This window comes from Cupriavidus sp. UME77 (genome assembly GCF_014170355.1).
Lineage (GTDB): Bacteria > Pseudomonadota > Gammaproteobacteria > Burkholderiales > Burkholderiaceae > Cupriavidus > Cupriavidus basilensis.
Genome location: NZ_LZZU01000035.1, coordinates 54,928 through 69,846, shown reverse-complemented (window position 1 = coordinate 69,846; position 14,919 = coordinate 54,928). Strand labels below are relative to the sequence as shown.

Here is a 14,919-nt window from a genome sequence, read left to right as displayed (position 1 = left end):
GTGCCCGCGTGCATTGCCGCCCGCATTTCCGGACAGGCGCGGCACGCGGGCAAGCTTGCGCGCCGGCATGCCAGAGCGTTGCCCATCCTGCCATGCAGTCAGGGAGGCACCGATGTCGAACAACCCGCAAACCGCTACGACCTGGCCAGCAATCAGCCTGGCCGAGGCCCACGCCCGCCTTACCGCACCCGGCGCCCCTTTCGAAACCGAAACGCGCGTGATCCGGGGCATTACCACCGTCGTGTGGAAAAACGCGCCACCCACGCTGCGCGACCTGTTCCTGCAAGCCCGCACATTGGGCGACAAGACCTTCGTCGTCTATGAAGACGAACGTGTCTCGTACGATGCGTTCGCCCGCGCCGCGCTCACCATCGCCCATGCGCTGATCCAAGATGGCGTGACCAAAGGCGACCGCGTGGCGCTGGCCATGCGCAACCTGCCGGAATGGCCGGCCGTTTTCTACGGCGCCTTGCTGACAGGCGCCATCGTCACGCCGCTCAACGCCTGGTGGACCGGGGCGGAACTGGAGTACGGCCTGGCCGACTCCGGCAGCAAGATCGCCATCGTTGACGATGAACGCCTGGGCCGCATCATCGAGCACCTGCCAGGCTGCCCCGCGCTGGAGAAAATCTACGTCAGCCGCGCCGATGCGCCAGCCAGCGACGCACGCATCGGCCGGCTGGAGAACCTGATCGGCACGCCGGACCAATGGGCATCGCTGCCCGAACTGCCGGTACCCGATGTGGCCATCGACGCCGACGACGACGCCACGATCTTCTATACGTCAGGCACCACCGGCAAGCCCAAGGGCGCGCTCGGCACCCACCGCAACGCCACCAATGTGGCCGTGGCCGCCGCGTTCAGCCCGATGCGCAATTGCCTGCGCCGCGGCGAGGCGATCCCCGCCCCCGATCCGGCCGCACCGCAAAAAGGCATGCTGCTGTCGGTGCCGTTCTTCCACGTTACCGGTTGCATGGCGGTGCTCAACGGCGCGCTGGCCAGCGGCACCAAGATCGTGTTGATGCGCCGCTGGGACGCCGTGCGTGCCATGGGCCTGATCGAGAGGGAGCGTTGCACCGCCGCCGGCGGCGTGCCCACCATCGCCTGGCAGATCATCGAGCACCCGGAGCGCGAGCGCTTCGACTTGTCGTCGCTGGAAAACGTCAACTACGGTGGCGCCCCCGCTTCGGCTGAACTGGTGCGCCGCATCAAGGAAGTGTTCCCGCATTCGGCCCCTGGCATTGGCTGGGGCATGACCGAGACCTCGGCCACCTTCACCAGCCACAGTGCAGAGGAGTATGTGGAGCGCCCCGAAAGCGGCGGCCCGGCCTTGCCCATCGGCGAGATGAAGGTGGTGGATGGGCGTGGACGCAGCTTGCCCACCGGCGAGACCGGCGAACTCATGGTGCGCGGCGCCAATGTGGTACGCGGCTACTGGAACAAGCCGGAAGCCACCGCGCAAACATTCATCGACGGCTGGCTCAAGACCGGCGACATCGCGCGGCTGGATGAGGAGGGCTTTGTCTATATTGTCGATCGCATGAAGGATATGTTGATCCGCGGCGGCGAGAACATCTACAGCATCGAGGTGGAAAGCGCGCTGTACGATCACCCCGCCATCATGGACGCGGCACTGGTCGGCATCCCCCACCGCACGCTGGGCGAAGAGCCCGCGGCCGTGGTCAGCCTGAAGCCAGGCGCGCAAGCCACCGAGGCGGAACTGCAGGCGTTCGTAGGCGAGCGGCTGGCGGCCTTCAAGGTGCCGGTGCGGATCGTGTTCTGCCCCGACATGCTGCCGCGCAATGCCAACGGCAAGATCCTGAAGTCGACACTACGCAAGATGTTCGAAGCCTGAACCCGCGCGCTGGACAAGGTCAGGATCCCCCAGGCGGCCGTGAGCGGGAACACGGCCGCTTGCTTGCCGGTACCACGCCGGTCCGACGGCGATGACGGGCACAACCAACAGATAACAGATGCGGATGCGGATGCGGATGCCAGCAAACTCACTCACCAGACCTTTCCTGCTCTCCGGCAACCGGCTCGCGGGCTTGTCCGTGCTGGGCACAGCCTTGCTCCTCGCGGGCTGCGCCAGCCAGGGCCAGGGCAGCGCCGCTGCGCCGGTGCCGGAGATACGGCCCGGCATTCTCGCCGGCTACCTGCCGGCGGACGCACGGCCTGACAGCCTCGCCCTGGTGCCACCGCCGCCCGCGCCCGGCTCCGCGGCGCAAGCCCTGGACGACGAGGTCGCGCGCGGCAATCAGGCCCTGCGTGGCACGGCACGCTATCGCCAGGCGGCAATCGATGCCAACCTGAAATTCCCGCAGGCCGCGGGGGTTTTCTCGTGCGCGCTGGATGCGCCGATATCGCAGGAACAAACACCCCGGCTCTACCTGCTGCTGCGCCGGACCCTGGCCGATGCGGGACTTTCGACGTACGGCGTGAAGGACAAATTTGCACGCGCCCGGCCGTTCGTGGTCAACCAGCAGCCGAGTTGCACGCCCGCCGAGGAAGCCATGCTTTCCAAGGACGGCTCCTACCCTTCGGGGCATAACGCCATCGGCTGGGCGTGGGCGTTGATCCTGGCGGAGATCGCGCCGCAACAGTCCAATATGATCCTGGCGCGCGGGCTGGCCTATGGGCAGAGCCGGCTGGTCTGCAATGTGCATTGGCAAAGCGATGCGACGCAGGGCCGCATCATGGGCGCAGCTACCGTGGCGCGGCTGCATGCAGACCCCACCTTCCTCGCGGATCTTGCGGCAGCCAAAGCGGAGGTTGCGCAAGCCCGTGCCAACGGGCTGCGGCCGAGCGGCGACTGCCGCGCTGAAAGCGAGGCACTGGCGATCAAATAGCAGGAGACGCCTGGCCGGCCCGATGCCGGCCGGACGCTTGCGCCGTGTTCAGCCGCGCCCGACGAAGGGCATCTTGGTGGCCATCACGGTCATGAACTGCACATTGGCATCCAGCGGCAGGTTGGCCATATGCACCACCGAGCTGGCCACATGCGCCACGTCCATCAGTGGCTCAGGCGCGATCTCGCCGTTGGCTTGCGGCACGCCGCGCGCCATGCGCGAAGCCATATCGGTAGCGGCGTTGCCGATATCGATCTGCCCGCAGGCGATGTCAAAAGCGCGGCCATCCAGCGAGAGGCTCTTGGTCAGCCCGGTAATGGCGTGCTTGGTGGCCGTGTACGGCACCGTGTTGGGACGCGGCGCGTGCGCCGAGATCGAGCCGTTGTTGATGATCCGGCCGCCGCGCGGGCTCTGCGACTTCATCAGCGCGAAGGCCGCGCGCGAGCACAGGAACACGCCCGTCAGGTTGGTGTCCAGCACGGCCTTCCATTGCGCCACGGAGAGTTCATCGATCGACACCGCCGGCGCATTGATGCCGGCGTTGTTGAACAGCACGTCGAGCCGGCCGAAATGCTCGCGAACCTGGGCGAAGAGCCGCTCCACCGAATCCGGATCGCTGACGTCGCATTGCACCGCCAGCGCCGTATGGCCGTCGGCCCTGGCTTGCACGGCCAGCGCCTCGAGCGGATCGGCGGTACGCCCGGCAAACACCACCCGATAGCCTGCCACGAGCAGCGCCTGTGCCACCGCCTTGCCGATGCCGCGGGCCGCGCCCGTTACCAGCGCAACCTTGCCTTGCTCACTCATGCTGTCTTCTCCGGACTGGATTGTTGAATGGATCGTGGATCGTGGATCGTGAATTGGGAGGCGGATGCCTACTTGACCGGAATCGGCGTGGCCGGCGCCACCGGCACGGCGGTCACGCTATTCTGCGGGCTGCCTGACACGATGCGGTCCGAGTAGGTCAGGTAGACCAGGGTATTGCGCTTGCGGTCAACCGTGCGCACTACGTGCAGGGTCTTGAACAGGATCGACATGCGCTCGGAGAACACATTGTCCTGCTGGCGCAGCGGCCCCTTGAACGTGATCGGCCCTACCTGGCGGCAGGCGATGGAGCTTTCCGGCGGGTCTTCGGCCATGCCCAGCGAGCCCTTGATGCCTCCGGTGCGGGCACGCGACACGTAGCAGGTCACGCCTTCGACCTGCGGATCGTCATAGGCTTCGATCACGACCTTGTCGGAGCCGGTCATGCGGAAATTGGTGCTCACGCTGCCGATTTCCTCGGCATGCGCGGCCGGCGCCAGCATCGCCAGCGCCGTCAGAAGGCCGCTCAGAGGCCAAAGCGGCCCACGGGAAACGCGATGGAAACGCCCGGATTGCATGGCCGTGCCCCTCACCTCAGGACACCGTGCCGGTGATTTCATCGTGCCGTTTCTCCATTTCCTGGCGCAACTGGCGGCGCAGCTGGGCTGCGGCGAAGCGCTGGCGCTCGACTTCGTCGCGGGGCACCAGCGGCGGCACTTCGGCGGGCGCACCGCTGTCGTCCACCGCGACCATGGTGAAGTAGCAGCTGTTGGTATGGCGAACCAGCTTGCTGCGGATATTCTCCGTGATCACCTTGATGCCGATTTCCATGGAGCTGCGGCCGGTGAAGTTGACTGCCGCCAGGAACGTCACCAGCTCGCCCACGTGGATCGGCTGGCGAAACACTACCTGGTCGACCGACAGCGTGACCACATAGCGCCCGGCATAGCGGCTGGCACAGGCGTAGGCCACCATGTCGAGGTACTTGAGGATGGTGCCGCCGTGCACATTGCCGGAGAAATTGGCCATGTCCGGCGTCATCAGCACGGTCATGGAAAGCTGGTGGGACAGGTCATTCATGATGAAAATCCGGAGTCTGGAAGCGGCCGGGCCGACCCGCGGTGCAGGTCGAAAGGCTGGCGCCGACGATCGGCAGTTTAACCCGGAACGATCGTCCTGCCCTGCCCCCGAGAACGTCGAAAAGCACCCGGGCACCAATAAAAAAGCGGCCCAACGGGCCGCCTTCCTGTTTGCGCCTGGGGCGCGGACTACTTATTTCTTCTTGTTCACAGCGTCCTTGAACCCTTGGCCGGCAGAGAACTTGACCGTCTTGGCGGCCGGAATCTTGATGGTCTCGCCAGTACGCGGATTGCGTCCGGTACGTGCGGCGCGCTTGCCGGAGCTGAAGCTGCCGAAGCCCACCAGCGTTACCGAATCACCCTTGGCAACCGCCTTCTTAATGTTGTCCAGAGCGGCATTCAGCGCGCGCTCTGCTGCAGCATTGCTCAGTTCCGCGTCAGCGGCGATGGCAGATACCAGTTCACCTTTATTCATGGCTGATTTCCCTTGTTGGTCGTCTTGATCGGAGTGTCTGCCACGCGGCAAATTACCGATCGGCGCAGTCTAATCCGCGCTTTACGCATTGGGCAATCCCCAGTGGCACCAATGCAACGAAAAAAGCCGCAAATCCTTGAGTCAAGCGCCTTTGCGGGGAATTTACCCCTCCTTTTCCGCGCTTTCAAATGCGACCAGCGAGGTTAATGGTCATTCGAACGCCCGTACGTGATGACGGGCATCGCTTGACAAGATCAGACCAGCGCTGTGTCCACCTTGCTGCCGCCGAGACCGCCCAGACGGCTTGGTCGGCGGCATGTCAATGGCTTTGGATGGGCGCGCCCGCGCAATCCATCTTGGTGCATGGAATCCGTGGGGGTGCGCCCCAAATAAGGGCATCGCCTCATTTTGGCGCAGCCTCCATCTGCCGACCATCCCCGGCGCATGTTAATCGGCTTCGCGTTTTGGCTTCTCGATCCGTGCGCCACCCCCTTCGAGCGCGACAAATCGGTGCAAATCCCACCAACACGGTGCAGCTCGCGGCTTGCGATGCCCCAGACTGGTACGCTTTTTGCGTACGTGTGCTCCTATTTTGCGCATAGAGGATTGTATGGACAAATGGAAGAGCGGCACCGATGCCCTGTTCATCTTGCTAGGGGCGATCATGGTGCTCGCCATGCACGCTGGCTTTGCGTTCCTGGAACTGGGCACGGTGCGCAAGAAGAACCAGGTCAACGCACTGGTCAAGATATTGGTGGATTTTGCGGTTTCCACGATCGCCTATTTCTTTATTGGCTACACCGTGGCCTACGGGGTCGAGTTCTTCACCAGCGCCCATGCACTGGCGGAAAGAAGCGGCTATGAGCTGGTGAAATTCTTTTTCCTTGCAACGTTTGCCGCCGCCATACCAGCGATTATTTCTGGCGGCATTGCCGAGCGCTCGCGCTTCAACCCGCAACTGGTGGCCACCTTCGTGCTGGTGGGCCTGGTCTACCCCTTCTTCGAGGGCATTGCCTGGAACAACCGCTTTGGCGTGCAGGACTGGATCGCCTCGGTCGCCGGCGCGCCGTTCCACGACTTCGCCGGCTCCGTCGTGGTCCACGCCATGGGCGGCTGGATCGCGCTTCCCGCCATCTTGTTGCTGGGCGCGCGCCGCGGCCGCTACCAGAAAGACGGCCGCATCAGCGCGCACCCGCCCTCGAACATCCCGTTCCTGGCACTGGGCGCATGGGTGCTGGCGGTAGGTTGGTTTGGTTTCAATGTCATGAGCGCGCAAACCGTCGACAAGATCAGCGGGCTGGTGGCCATCAACTCCCTGATGGCCATGGCCGGCGGCACGCTGGCCGCCTGGGCGGCCGGCCGCAACGACCCCGGCTTCGCCTACAACGGCCCGCTGGCCGGGCTGGTGGCGGTCTGCGCCGGCTCCGACCTGATGCACCCGCTGGGCGCGCTGGTCACCGGCGCCATCGCCGGCGCGCTGTTCGTCTACCTGTTCACGCTGGCCCAGAACAAATGGCATATCGACGATGTGCTGGGCGTCTGGCCGCTGCACGGGCTGTGCGGCGCGTGGGGTGGCATTGCCGCCGGCATCTTTGGCAGCCAGGCGCTCGGTGGCATTGGCGGCGTTTCGCTCGGCGCGCAGTGCGTCGGCACCCTGCTTGGCATCGCGATCGCCCTGGTGGGAGGCACCGTGGTTTACGGCACGCTCAAGAAGGTCGTGGGCATCCGGCTTGACGCTGAATCGGAATACAACGGCGCGGACCTGTCGCTGCATCGCATCTCCGCCACGCCGGAACGCGAAACCAACTGGTAAGGCACGGCGGCGCAAAGGGGCTTCACGCCCTTGCGCCACCCCCACCCCACGCTCCCACGACCCATGGCCAGAGTGGCGCGCTGCGCCCTGCGCGGCCATTTTGTGCTTGAACTTCCGCTCGCCGCGTAGCAATAATGCGTTGCCTGCATTCGCGCTCCGCCCCCGACGCGTCCGGGCATCCGCTGCATGATGTTCGTTGCCTGTGTACCTGCCGAGCCAGCAAGGGAGAAACGCGATGGATGCTACAACGCTGCAGAAGTATCAGGATGTCGTCGTCGCCTATGCGACGGAAGTCGGGTTCAAGGTTCTCGCCGCCCTGGTCTTCTGGGTGGTTGGCCGGTGGCTGATCCATGTCGTGGTGCGCATGGTGCAAGGGTCCCTGACCAAGCAAAAGGTCGACCCGACCTTGCTGCGCTATGTCGGCTCCATCGTCACGGTGACGCTGAATATCGTGCTGATCATCGGGATCCTGGGTTACTTCGGCATCCAGACCACCAGCTTTGCCGCGCTGATCGCGGCGGCCGGCATCGCCATCGGCATGGCGTGGTCGGGGCTGATGTCCAACTTCGCGGCGGGCGCTTTCCTGGTGGTGCTGCGGCCTTTCAAGGTCGGGGAATTCGTCACGGTAGGCGGGATCACCGGCACCGTCAGGGAGATTGGCTTGTTTGCCACCACGCTGGACACGCCAGACAATGTCCTGACCGTGGTCGGCAACAACAAGATCTTTGCCGACACAATCCAGAACTTCAGCGCCAACCCGTACCGCCGGGTCGAGCTAAAGGCTCAGTTGGCCGGCAGCACCGACGTGGCGGCGGCCGCCACCCTGCTCAAGGCGCGGCTGGCCGCGCTGCCCAACGTGCTGGCCGAGCCGCCGCCGGACGTCGAGATTCTCGAGTTCACCCTGGTGGGGCCGGTGCTCGCGGTACGTCCGTACTGCCATACCGACCATTACTGGCAGGTGTATTTCGATAGCAACCGGGTGATCCGCGAGAGCTTTGGCGAGGCCGGCTTCGCCGCCCCGATGCCAGCTCAACTGGTGGTGCTGCAAAACGGCGCAGCCGCTTAACCGTGTATCGATGGGATGGCGCGGCCACGCTGAGCCAGGCCGCCCCGCTACCGAAGCACCATCGGCACCCGAATCATTCGGCGCCGTGCTTCGCCGCGCCTGAACGGCCAAAGGCCCGCATCAGCACGGCGCCGGTACCGCAAACGCCCATGACCACCGCCAGCGGTAACGCGCTGCCATCCCGCCAGAAGCTGACGGCCGCGCCGGCCAGGGTGCCCAGGGAGAATTGCAGCGTCCCCATCAATGCGGACGCGGTGCCGGCACGATGGCCTTGCTGGGCCATGGCCAGTGCCGAGGCGTTCGGCAGGATGCAGCCGAGGCTGGCGATAAACACAAAGAATCCCGTCAGCAGCACCGGCAGCGGCGCCAGGCCGGCGAGCACGGCCGCAGCCAGGGCAAGGCCGGCCAGGCACGGTGCGAGCAGCGCGCCGCGCAGGACGTGGTCCAGCGTGCGGTTGCGCACCAGGCGCGCGTTGAGCTGCGACATGCCGATCAGGCCCAATGCGTTGGCGCCAAACACGAAGCCGTAATGGGAGGGATCGATGCCATGCAACTCGATCAGCACGAACGGCGACCCCGCAATGTATGCAAACATGCCCGCCTGCGCGCAGCCGGCCGACAGCGAATAGCCGACGAAACCCCGATCTCGCAGCAGCTCGCCGTAGTTCGAGAGTACGCGGCCCAGGCGCAAAGGCATGGCGCTGGCGTGGTCGAGCGACTCCTCCATGTAGCGGTGGACCACCCACAGGATCAGCAGGCTCGCGCCACACAGCAACCAGAAGATGGCGCGCCAGCCGAATGCCGCCAGCACTGCGCCCCCGATGATGGGCGCCAGGATCGGCGCCAGGCCCATCACCAGCATCAGCGAGGAGAAGGCGCGCGCGGACTCATGGGCCTCCAGCCGGTCCCGAATGACGGCGCGCGCCATCACCATGCCTGCGCAGCCGCCCAGGGCCTGCAGGAAACGCCACAGCATCAGCGCATCGACGTCACGCGCGAGCGCGCACCCGGCTGCGGCCAACGCATAGGCCAGAAGGCCGGCATACAACGGCGGCTTGCGGCCAAAGCGGTCGCTGATCGGGCCATAGAATGCCTGCCCCACCGCCAATCCGACCAGGAACGTCCCCAACGTGAGCTGCACGCGGCCGATATCGACCCCGAGATCCCCGGCCAGCGCAGGGAAGCTCGGCAGGTACATGTCAATGGAAAGCGGCGCCAGCGCGGTAAGCGAAGCGCATACCAGGAGCCAAAGCGGAAAGCGCCCGGATTGCGGGGCGCGGGTGGAGCGGGTCATCGAAACTTCCTGAGGAACAACTAGGCGGCCGGGATGGCCACCGGCGCCCAATGCGTCAAACTGGCTAACGGCGTAGCGGCACGGGAGCGGCTAAAGACGTAATTGTTGCATAGCGTAACAAGCCGCGCACTCGGCATGCCGCGCGGCGATGATGCAGGCGCACGTCCGACCGGGCGCGCGCAAACTGTGATGACAGGCCTGACGGTACCGCGGCATTGCGGTGATTTCGGGCCTCGCTTCGCCGAGAAGTGGAGGAGTGCGTGGCTTTCAACGGCAGCGACGCCAAGGGTACAATGCCAGCCTGTTGGCCGCCCGAGGCGGACGATCACGCAGCCCGACGCACCGCGGGAACCCACCCGATGGTGCGGTTCCCGGCAACGTTTTCCTGCATGAGAACAAGATACAAACTGCTTTCTGTCTGTTTTGCCCTGGCCGCCGGCGCGGCTAGTTTGCCGTGGGCGCCGCATGCGCATGCGGCACCGGCTCCGGCTCCAGCCAGGGCCGCCGCCTCCGCGCCTGCGCCCGTCGTGGTGGACGAGGCCGATGCCCTGGCGCAAATGCTCAAGGGCGCTGCCACGGGCCAGAATACCGGCGCAGCAGGCGTGCCTGAATTGCTGCGCAATACCGCCCGCCCCGACAACATATTGTCGCGCGCTTGCCGCCAGCTCAACGATGCCCTGCCCATTGAGATCGATGGCGAGACGCGCTTGCGCCGCTGCCAGTCGGTCCCTGGCAAACATATCCTGTTCCAGCTGGAGCTGACCAAGTACCGAGGCCCCATGCTGGACCTCGCCAGCTTCGAGCTCAGCTACGCCGCGCCGCTGCAGCGCAATATCTGCGCGAACCGGGACGTTGAAATCCTGACCAAGCTGGGTATCAGCATGATGTTCCGCTACATGACGCGCAACGAGCGCGGCGAGCGTCGCGTCGGCGACGTCTACATCAACGCGCCCATCTGCGCCTCGGCATTGCGCTAAGAGCGCTATTTCAAAAAGCTTCTGGCCTCAGGCGAGCCTTGGACGCAACGGCACCACGTTGGCCGCGCGCCGGGGCAGCACACGGGTTTCCTTCCATCGCGCATGCGCCAGCGGTGAGCCCCATACCAGTCCATGCAACTGGGCGAGCGCAAAGGGATCGCCCAGCAACAGGTGTTTCTGGGCCGCCGACAGTGCGTCAGGGCCGGCGGTGAGAGCCTGTTGCACCAGCGCGGCGTGCTCCACTCGCGTAGCCTGTGGCTGCACCACGCGCGACGAGGCGGTCGCGCACATCAGCGCATTGGTCACCGGGTCGACCACGGCATCGATAAATGCCGGCGGCTCTGCCGCTGCCTCCACGTGCTTCTGCATGGCCACCATCTCGCGCGGGGGCGTGGCCTCTTCCGGCGTCACGAACAACCTGGCCCCGCGCAGCGCGCGGCCCAGCGAGACCCGCGACAGCCAGACCGAAAGCGGAATCGAGCAGACCAGGGAGCCCACGATCGGCAGCAGCCACCAGACAAAATTCGGGTCCAGCCACAGCACCAGCCCGCCCCAGGCCAGGCCCAGCAAGGTATGCATGCCGTGGCGGCGGAACGCCTCGCCCCAGGTGGTCTGCGCATCCTCTCGCGGCGGCGACTTCCAGGTAATGCCCCAGCCGCTATAGGCCGCCACCACGAACTTGGTGTGAAACAGCATCCGGACCGGGGCCAGCAAGGCCGACATCACGACTTCGATCAGCATCGACAGCACCAGGCGCAACGGCCCACCATAGTTGCGCGAGTCCTTCATCAGCAGCACCACGCTGGCGATCTTGGGCAGGAACAACAGTGTGGCGGTCGCCGAGAACAGCGCCAGCGCCTTCTCGGGATGCCACTCCGGCCAGGTCGGGAACAGCTGGTAGGGCTGCGTGAAGTACTCCGGCGGCACCAGCGCGTGCTTGGCCAGCATGATGGTGGACAACACCAGGAACAGGAACCACAGCGGCGCAGACAGATAAGCCATCACGCCAGTGAGGAACACCGCGCGGTGCACGGCGTGGAAGCCCTGCTTCATCCACAGGCGGAAGTTCATCAGGTTGCCCTGGCACCAGCGGCGATCGCGCTTGACCTCATCGAGCAGGTTCGGCGGGAGTTCCTCATAGGAGCCCTCCAGGTCATAGGCAATCCACACGCCCCACCCGGCCCTGCGCATCAAGGCGGCCTCGACGAAATCGTGCGAGAGGATTTCCCCTGCCAGCGGGCCCTTGCCGGGCAGCGGCGCCAGCGCGCAATGCTCCATGAACGGCTGGATGCGGATGATGGCGTTGTGACCCCAGTAGTGCGATTCGCCGAGCTGCCAGTAATGCAGCCCGGCAGTAAACAGCGGCCCGTACACGCGCGTGGAAAACTGCTGCACGCGCGCATACATGGTCTCGCGGCCCACGGCCAGCGGCGCGGTCTGGATGATGCCAGCACCCGGATTGCCCTCCATCAGCTTGACCAGCGTGGTCAGGCACTCGCCGCTCATCACGCTATCCGCGTCCAGCACCACCATGTAGCGATAGGCGCTGCCCCAGCGGCGGCAGAAGTCCGCCACGTTGCCGGTCTTGCGCTTCACGCGATGGCGGCGCCAGCGGTAGAAGATTCGGCCAAAGCCGTTGACCGCGCGGCAGGTTTCCATCCACGCATCGGTCTCGGCGGTACGCAGGTCCGGGTTGCCGCTGTCGGACAGCACAAAGAAATCGAAGCGCGCCAGCTCGCCGGTGCGTTCCATCGACTCATAGGTCGCGCGCAGCCCGGCAAATACCCGGGTCACGTCCTCGTTGCAGATCGGCATGATGACCGCCGTGCGCGCCTCCTCGGCAATGGGCCCATCCACCGCGGCCGAACGCGAGATCAGATGGCGGTCGCCGCCCTTGGCCAGCACCAGGAAACCCATCATGGCGGTCCAGAACCCAGCCGACACCCACGAGAACAGGATGGCGAAGAGCGCCAGCACGGCGATCTCGAGCGGATCGGTGCCGTGATAAGGCAGCACCTTGGTCATGAAGTAAGTAGCCAGCGCGGTCTGCCCGGCTACCAGGCCAAGCAGTACCCATCGACGGTGCTTGCCCGCCGGGTGCCATTTGCCCTCGGCATCGGGACCGTCATGCAGCGTGTCCCAGGTTTCCGGCACTGGCGGGCGGCCCAGCATGCGCCTGCCGAGGTTGCGCAGGAAGCCGGTGACGATGTGCGGCGGCCACGCCCGCGGCACCATGGATGCGCGTTTGGGTGCGGGGCCGGTGTCGATATGCACGGTGCCGTCCGCACGACGCTGCACCAGCGGTTCGCCCGACACCTGCGGCGCGCCATAGGCAAGATTGAGGCGGCGCCCGACCGAGCCGTAGGACGGCCCCGCCGGGGATGGCTCGCCGTCCTTGGCCGCGAGTGTGCGCTGCAGCAGATGGATGGCCGACTCTGTGTCGGCGGCGTCGCTGCCAGCGACGTTGTCAAGCAGCTCGCGACGCTGGTCGGGCGAGACAGGAACGCGATCGAGATAGCGCTCGCATGCCGCCGCCGGAGCGGCGCGCCGCTTCAGCCTGGGGGTAAGATGTAGCTCCACGTCTCGGATAGGGTTGTATTGCCGTTGCGAAGATAGCCGCGCAATTCGACCGGTTTGTTCTCGTCCTTGCGGCGCACGACCATGGTCATGCGCCAGCCGCCGGTGGCCGCATTGCGTTGCGTCGAAGTGTTCAGCAGCTCCCCGTTGCTGTCGGCCGAGATCACCGGATCGATCCGGGTATCGGCGGCCAGTTTCTTGAAGGCCGGGCCTTCAAAGTCCACCACCAGCGAAAAACTGCTGTCGTCCTGCTTGCGGCTCAGGCCCTGGCCACGCCGCGTTTGTGTCACCCACGACAGCGGCGGCTGTTTCTCGCCGTCCTTCTGCCACAGCAGGCGATATTCGAAATCAAAAGGTTGCTTGGGCTTGGGCGGGGTGTCAGGCACCCAGTACGCCACGATGTTGTCGTTGGTCTCGTCCGGGGTCGGGATCTGCACCAGCTCGACCCGGCCCGAGCCCCAGTTTCCTTTGGGCTCCACCCAGGCGCTCGGCCGACGCTCGTACCACGCGCCAATCTCCTGGTAACTGCTGAAATTACGATCCCGCTGCATCAGGCCAAATCCTTGCGGATTGGTCGCGGCGAACGAGGTCACCAGCAGGCGCTTGGGATTGCTCAGCGGGCGCCACAGCCACTCGCCCGTGCCGAGTTGCACCGAGAGGCCATCGGAGTCATGCACCTCGGGCCGATAGTCCGGCACCGACGAGGGCTGGTTCTCGCCAAAGAGGTACATGCTGGTCAGCGGTGCCAGGCCAAGCTTGGTGACATTTTCCCGCATGAACAAGCGCGATTTCACCTCCATGACCGTCTCCGTGCCTGGCCGGATCACGATCCGGTACGCCCCGCTCACGCGGCGCGAGTCCATCAGCGCATAGATGGTCAGTTGCTTGTCCGCCGGCGATGGCCGCTCGATCCAGTACTCCACGAAGCGCGGGAACTCTTCGCCGGAATTGAGCCCGGTATCCACGGCCAGGCCCCGCGCCGACAAGCCATACCACTGGTCCTTGCCCAACGCGCGGAAATAGCTGGCGCCCAGGAAGGAAACGACTTCGTCCTTGCCCTTGGTGCTGTTAAGCGGATAGAGCACGCGGAAGCCGGCGAAGCCAAGCGTCTTGAGCTTGCTGGCATCGACCTTGTGCGGCCCGTAGTTGAACGCGGACGGATCGAAGCGGATCTCGCGGGCGTTCCCGCTCACCACCTCATTGATGCGCACCGGCTGGTCGAACACCATGCCTTCATGAAAGAAAGAGAGCTCGAACGGCAGCTTGGCATTGCGCCACTGATAACGCTCAGGCTTGTATTCGATCTCACGGTAGCGCTCGTACGGCAGCTCACGCAGTTCGCGCGGCAGATTCTGCGCGGGTGCTTTGTAAGGGCTTGCGGCCAGCTGGCGCGCGCGCGCCGCCACGGTGTCGAAGTCGAACGCGTGCGCCGCCACGGCACACAGCGCCAGCATGCCGCCGCACAACCACCTGCCCAGGCGAAGTGCGCCTGTGTTCGCAGGCGCCAATGCACGGCGCTGGATAAATTCGACGGTCGGCAAGGTAACGTTTTCGGACATGAATGCCAGTGACGGGCGTAGTTGGACGGTTGGGATCGATCAAGCACCGCAGCAAGAGGCGGGCCACCGTGCGAGCGGGATGACTGAAGCAACGGCGGGATGCCGGCCAGCGCGAATCCGGGGGACACTGTAGGGGATCTCGCTGCGCATCGTTTTTGACTGGGTGCTGGCTTTGTGTCTGGATGTATCGGGGCGTATCCGACTTGCTGCAATGCGCAATAAGACCTTAACAATTCGAGACTAGGAAGTCACGTTTCGATCACGCAACGTTTGCAACAATTTGAAACCCCAGCCATGCGGACGCCGCTTTGCGCGCGCCGCTCAAGCCCAGGCATCACATTGGGCATGCCGTCGAATCATCGCCTGGTGCCTGGCAGGGCACGTTCGGGGCACAGCCGCTTCTACAGCGATTTCCCCTGCGGCGCC

Annotated in this window: 12 protein-coding genes; 5 read left to right on the top strand and 7 right to left on the bottom strand. The window is 65.2% G+C overall.

What is annotated here, in order from left to right; genetic code table 11:
- Window positions 1-112: 112 nt before the first annotated feature.
- Both A9975_RS13650 and A9975_RS13645 read left to right on the top strand, forming a co-directional pair.
- Window positions 113-1,855: a class I adenylate-forming enzyme family protein gene (locus A9975_RS13650; protein ID WP_183033241.1), complete on the top strand. Its 1,743-nt coding sequence runs from the start codon at window positions 113-115 to the stop codon at window positions 1,853-1,855.
- A 136-nt stretch (window positions 1,856-1,991) separates the two neighbouring features.
- The gene (locus A9975_RS13645) at window positions 1,992-2,849 is read left to right on the top strand and encodes a phosphatase PAP2 family protein (protein ID WP_183033240.1); all 858 of its coding nucleotides are present in this window, start codon (window positions 1,992-1,994) and stop codon (window positions 2,847-2,849) included.
- A 48-nt stretch (window positions 2,850-2,897) separates the two neighbouring features.
- Here A9975_RS13645 and A9975_RS13640 read toward each other — a convergent pair whose 3' ends face one another.
- The 4 genes from A9975_RS13640 to A9975_RS13625 form a co-directional block, all read right to left on the bottom strand.
- Window positions 2,898-3,656 carry an SDR family oxidoreductase gene (locus tag A9975_RS13640; protein WP_183033239.1) on the bottom strand — a complete coding sequence of 253 codons (759 nt, stop codon included), beginning with the start codon at window positions 3,654-3,656 and terminating at the stop codon, window positions 2,898-2,900.
- Window positions 3,657-3,724: 68 nt separating this feature from the next.
- Window positions 3,725-4,156 (bottom strand): CreA family protein, encoded by a 432-nt coding sequence (locus A9975_RS13635; protein ID WP_183033262.1) that lies wholly within the window; start codon window positions 4,154-4,156, stop codon window positions 3,725-3,727.
- Window positions 4,157-4,247: 91 nt separating this feature from the next.
- A complete protein-coding gene (locus A9975_RS13630) occupies window positions 4,248-4,733 on the bottom strand; it encodes an acyl-CoA thioesterase (protein WP_174427135.1) in 486 nt (161 codons plus the stop codon).
- Window positions 4,734-4,925: 192 nt separating this feature from the next.
- Window positions 4,926-5,207: an HU family DNA-binding protein gene (locus A9975_RS13625; protein WP_017226623.1), complete on the bottom strand. Its 282-nt coding sequence runs from the start codon at window positions 5,205-5,207 to the stop codon at window positions 4,926-4,928.
- Between the two features lie 610 nt (window positions 5,208-5,817).
- On the opposite strand from A9975_RS13625, the gene A9975_RS13620 reads away from it, so the two are divergent.
- Together A9975_RS13620 and A9975_RS13615 are read left to right on the top strand one after the other, a co-directional pair.
- Entirely contained in the window at window positions 5,818-7,020 is a 1,203-nt protein-coding gene (locus tag A9975_RS13620; protein ID WP_183033238.1) for an ammonium transporter, read from the top strand.
- A gap of 235 nt (window positions 7,021-7,255) precedes the next feature.
- Window positions 7,256-8,086 carry a mechanosensitive ion channel family protein gene (locus A9975_RS13615; protein WP_183033237.1) on the top strand — a complete coding sequence of 277 codons (831 nt, stop codon included), beginning with the start codon at window positions 7,256-7,258 and terminating at the stop codon, window positions 8,084-8,086.
- A gap of 73 nt (window positions 8,087-8,159) precedes the next feature.
- Here A9975_RS13615 and A9975_RS13610 read toward each other — a convergent pair whose 3' ends face one another.
- Window positions 8,160-9,380, bottom strand: a complete 1,221-nt coding sequence (locus A9975_RS13610) for a Bcr/CflA family multidrug efflux MFS transporter (protein WP_183033236.1) — start codon at window positions 9,378-9,380, stop codon at window positions 8,160-8,162.
- 389 nt (window positions 9,381-9,769) lie between these two features.
- On the opposite strand from A9975_RS13610, the gene A9975_RS13605 reads away from it, so the two are divergent.
- Complete coding sequence (locus A9975_RS13605; protein WP_255503202.1) at window positions 9,770-10,357, top strand: hypothetical protein; 588 nt, start codon at window positions 9,770-9,772, stop codon at window positions 10,355-10,357.
- Between the two features lie 27 nt (window positions 10,358-10,384).
- Here A9975_RS13605 and mdoH read toward each other — a convergent pair whose 3' ends face one another.
- Both mdoH and A9975_RS13595 read right to left on the bottom strand, forming a co-directional pair.
- Window positions 10,385-12,937 (bottom strand): glucans biosynthesis glucosyltransferase MdoH, encoded by a 2,553-nt coding sequence (gene mdoH / locus A9975_RS13600; protein WP_183033235.1) that lies wholly within the window; start codon window positions 12,935-12,937, stop codon window positions 10,385-10,387.
- The gene (locus A9975_RS13595) at window positions 12,910-14,493 is read right to left on the bottom strand and encodes a glucan biosynthesis protein G (protein WP_304523875.1); all 1,584 of its coding nucleotides are present in this window, start codon (window positions 14,491-14,493) and stop codon (window positions 12,910-12,912) included. Before A9975_RS13595 ends, mdoH begins: the two co-directional genes overlap by 28 nt.
- Between the last annotated feature and the right edge of the window lie 426 nt (window positions 14,494-14,919).

What these genes read in the sequence shown, in the direction of transcription:
- A9975_RS13650 (WP_183033241.1), top strand. Translation starts at nt 113, where the DNA reads ATGTCGAACAACCCGCAAACCGCTACGACCTGGCCAGCAATCAGCCTG.
- A9975_RS13645 (WP_183033240.1), top strand. Translation starts at nt 1,992, where the DNA reads ATGCCAGCAAACTCACTCACCAGACCTTTCCTGCTCTCCGGCAACCGG.
- A9975_RS13640 (WP_183033239.1), bottom strand. Translation starts at nt 3,656, where the DNA reads ATGAGTGAGCAAGGCAAGGTTGCGCTGGTAACGGGCGCGGCCCGCGGC.
- A9975_RS13635 (WP_183033262.1), bottom strand. Translation starts at nt 4,156, where the DNA reads ATGCTGGCGCCGGCCGCGCATGCCGAGGAAATCGGCAGCGTGAGCACC.
- A9975_RS13630 (WP_174427135.1), bottom strand. Translation starts at nt 4,733, where the DNA reads ATGAATGACCTGTCCCACCAGCTTTCCATGACCGTGCTGATGACGCCG.
- A9975_RS13625 (WP_017226623.1), bottom strand. Translation starts at nt 5,207, where the DNA reads ATGAATAAAGGTGAACTGGTATCTGCCATCGCCGCTGACGCGGAACTG.
- A9975_RS13620 (WP_183033238.1), top strand. Translation starts at nt 5,818, where the DNA reads ATGGACAAATGGAAGAGCGGCACCGATGCCCTGTTCATCTTGCTAGGG.
- A9975_RS13615 (WP_183033237.1), top strand. Translation starts at nt 7,256, where the DNA reads ATGGATGCTACAACGCTGCAGAAGTATCAGGATGTCGTCGTCGCCTAT.
- A9975_RS13610 (WP_183033236.1), bottom strand. Translation starts at nt 9,380, where the DNA reads ATGACCCGCTCCACCCGCGCCCCGCAATCCGGGCGCTTTCCGCTTTGG.
- A9975_RS13605 (WP_255503202.1), top strand. Translation starts at nt 9,770, where the DNA reads ATGAGAACAAGATACAAACTGCTTTCTGTCTGTTTTGCCCTGGCCGCC.
- A9975_RS13595 (WP_304523875.1), bottom strand. Translation starts at nt 14,493, where the DNA reads ATGTCCGAAAACGTTACCTTGCCGACCGTCGAATTTATCCAGCGCCGT.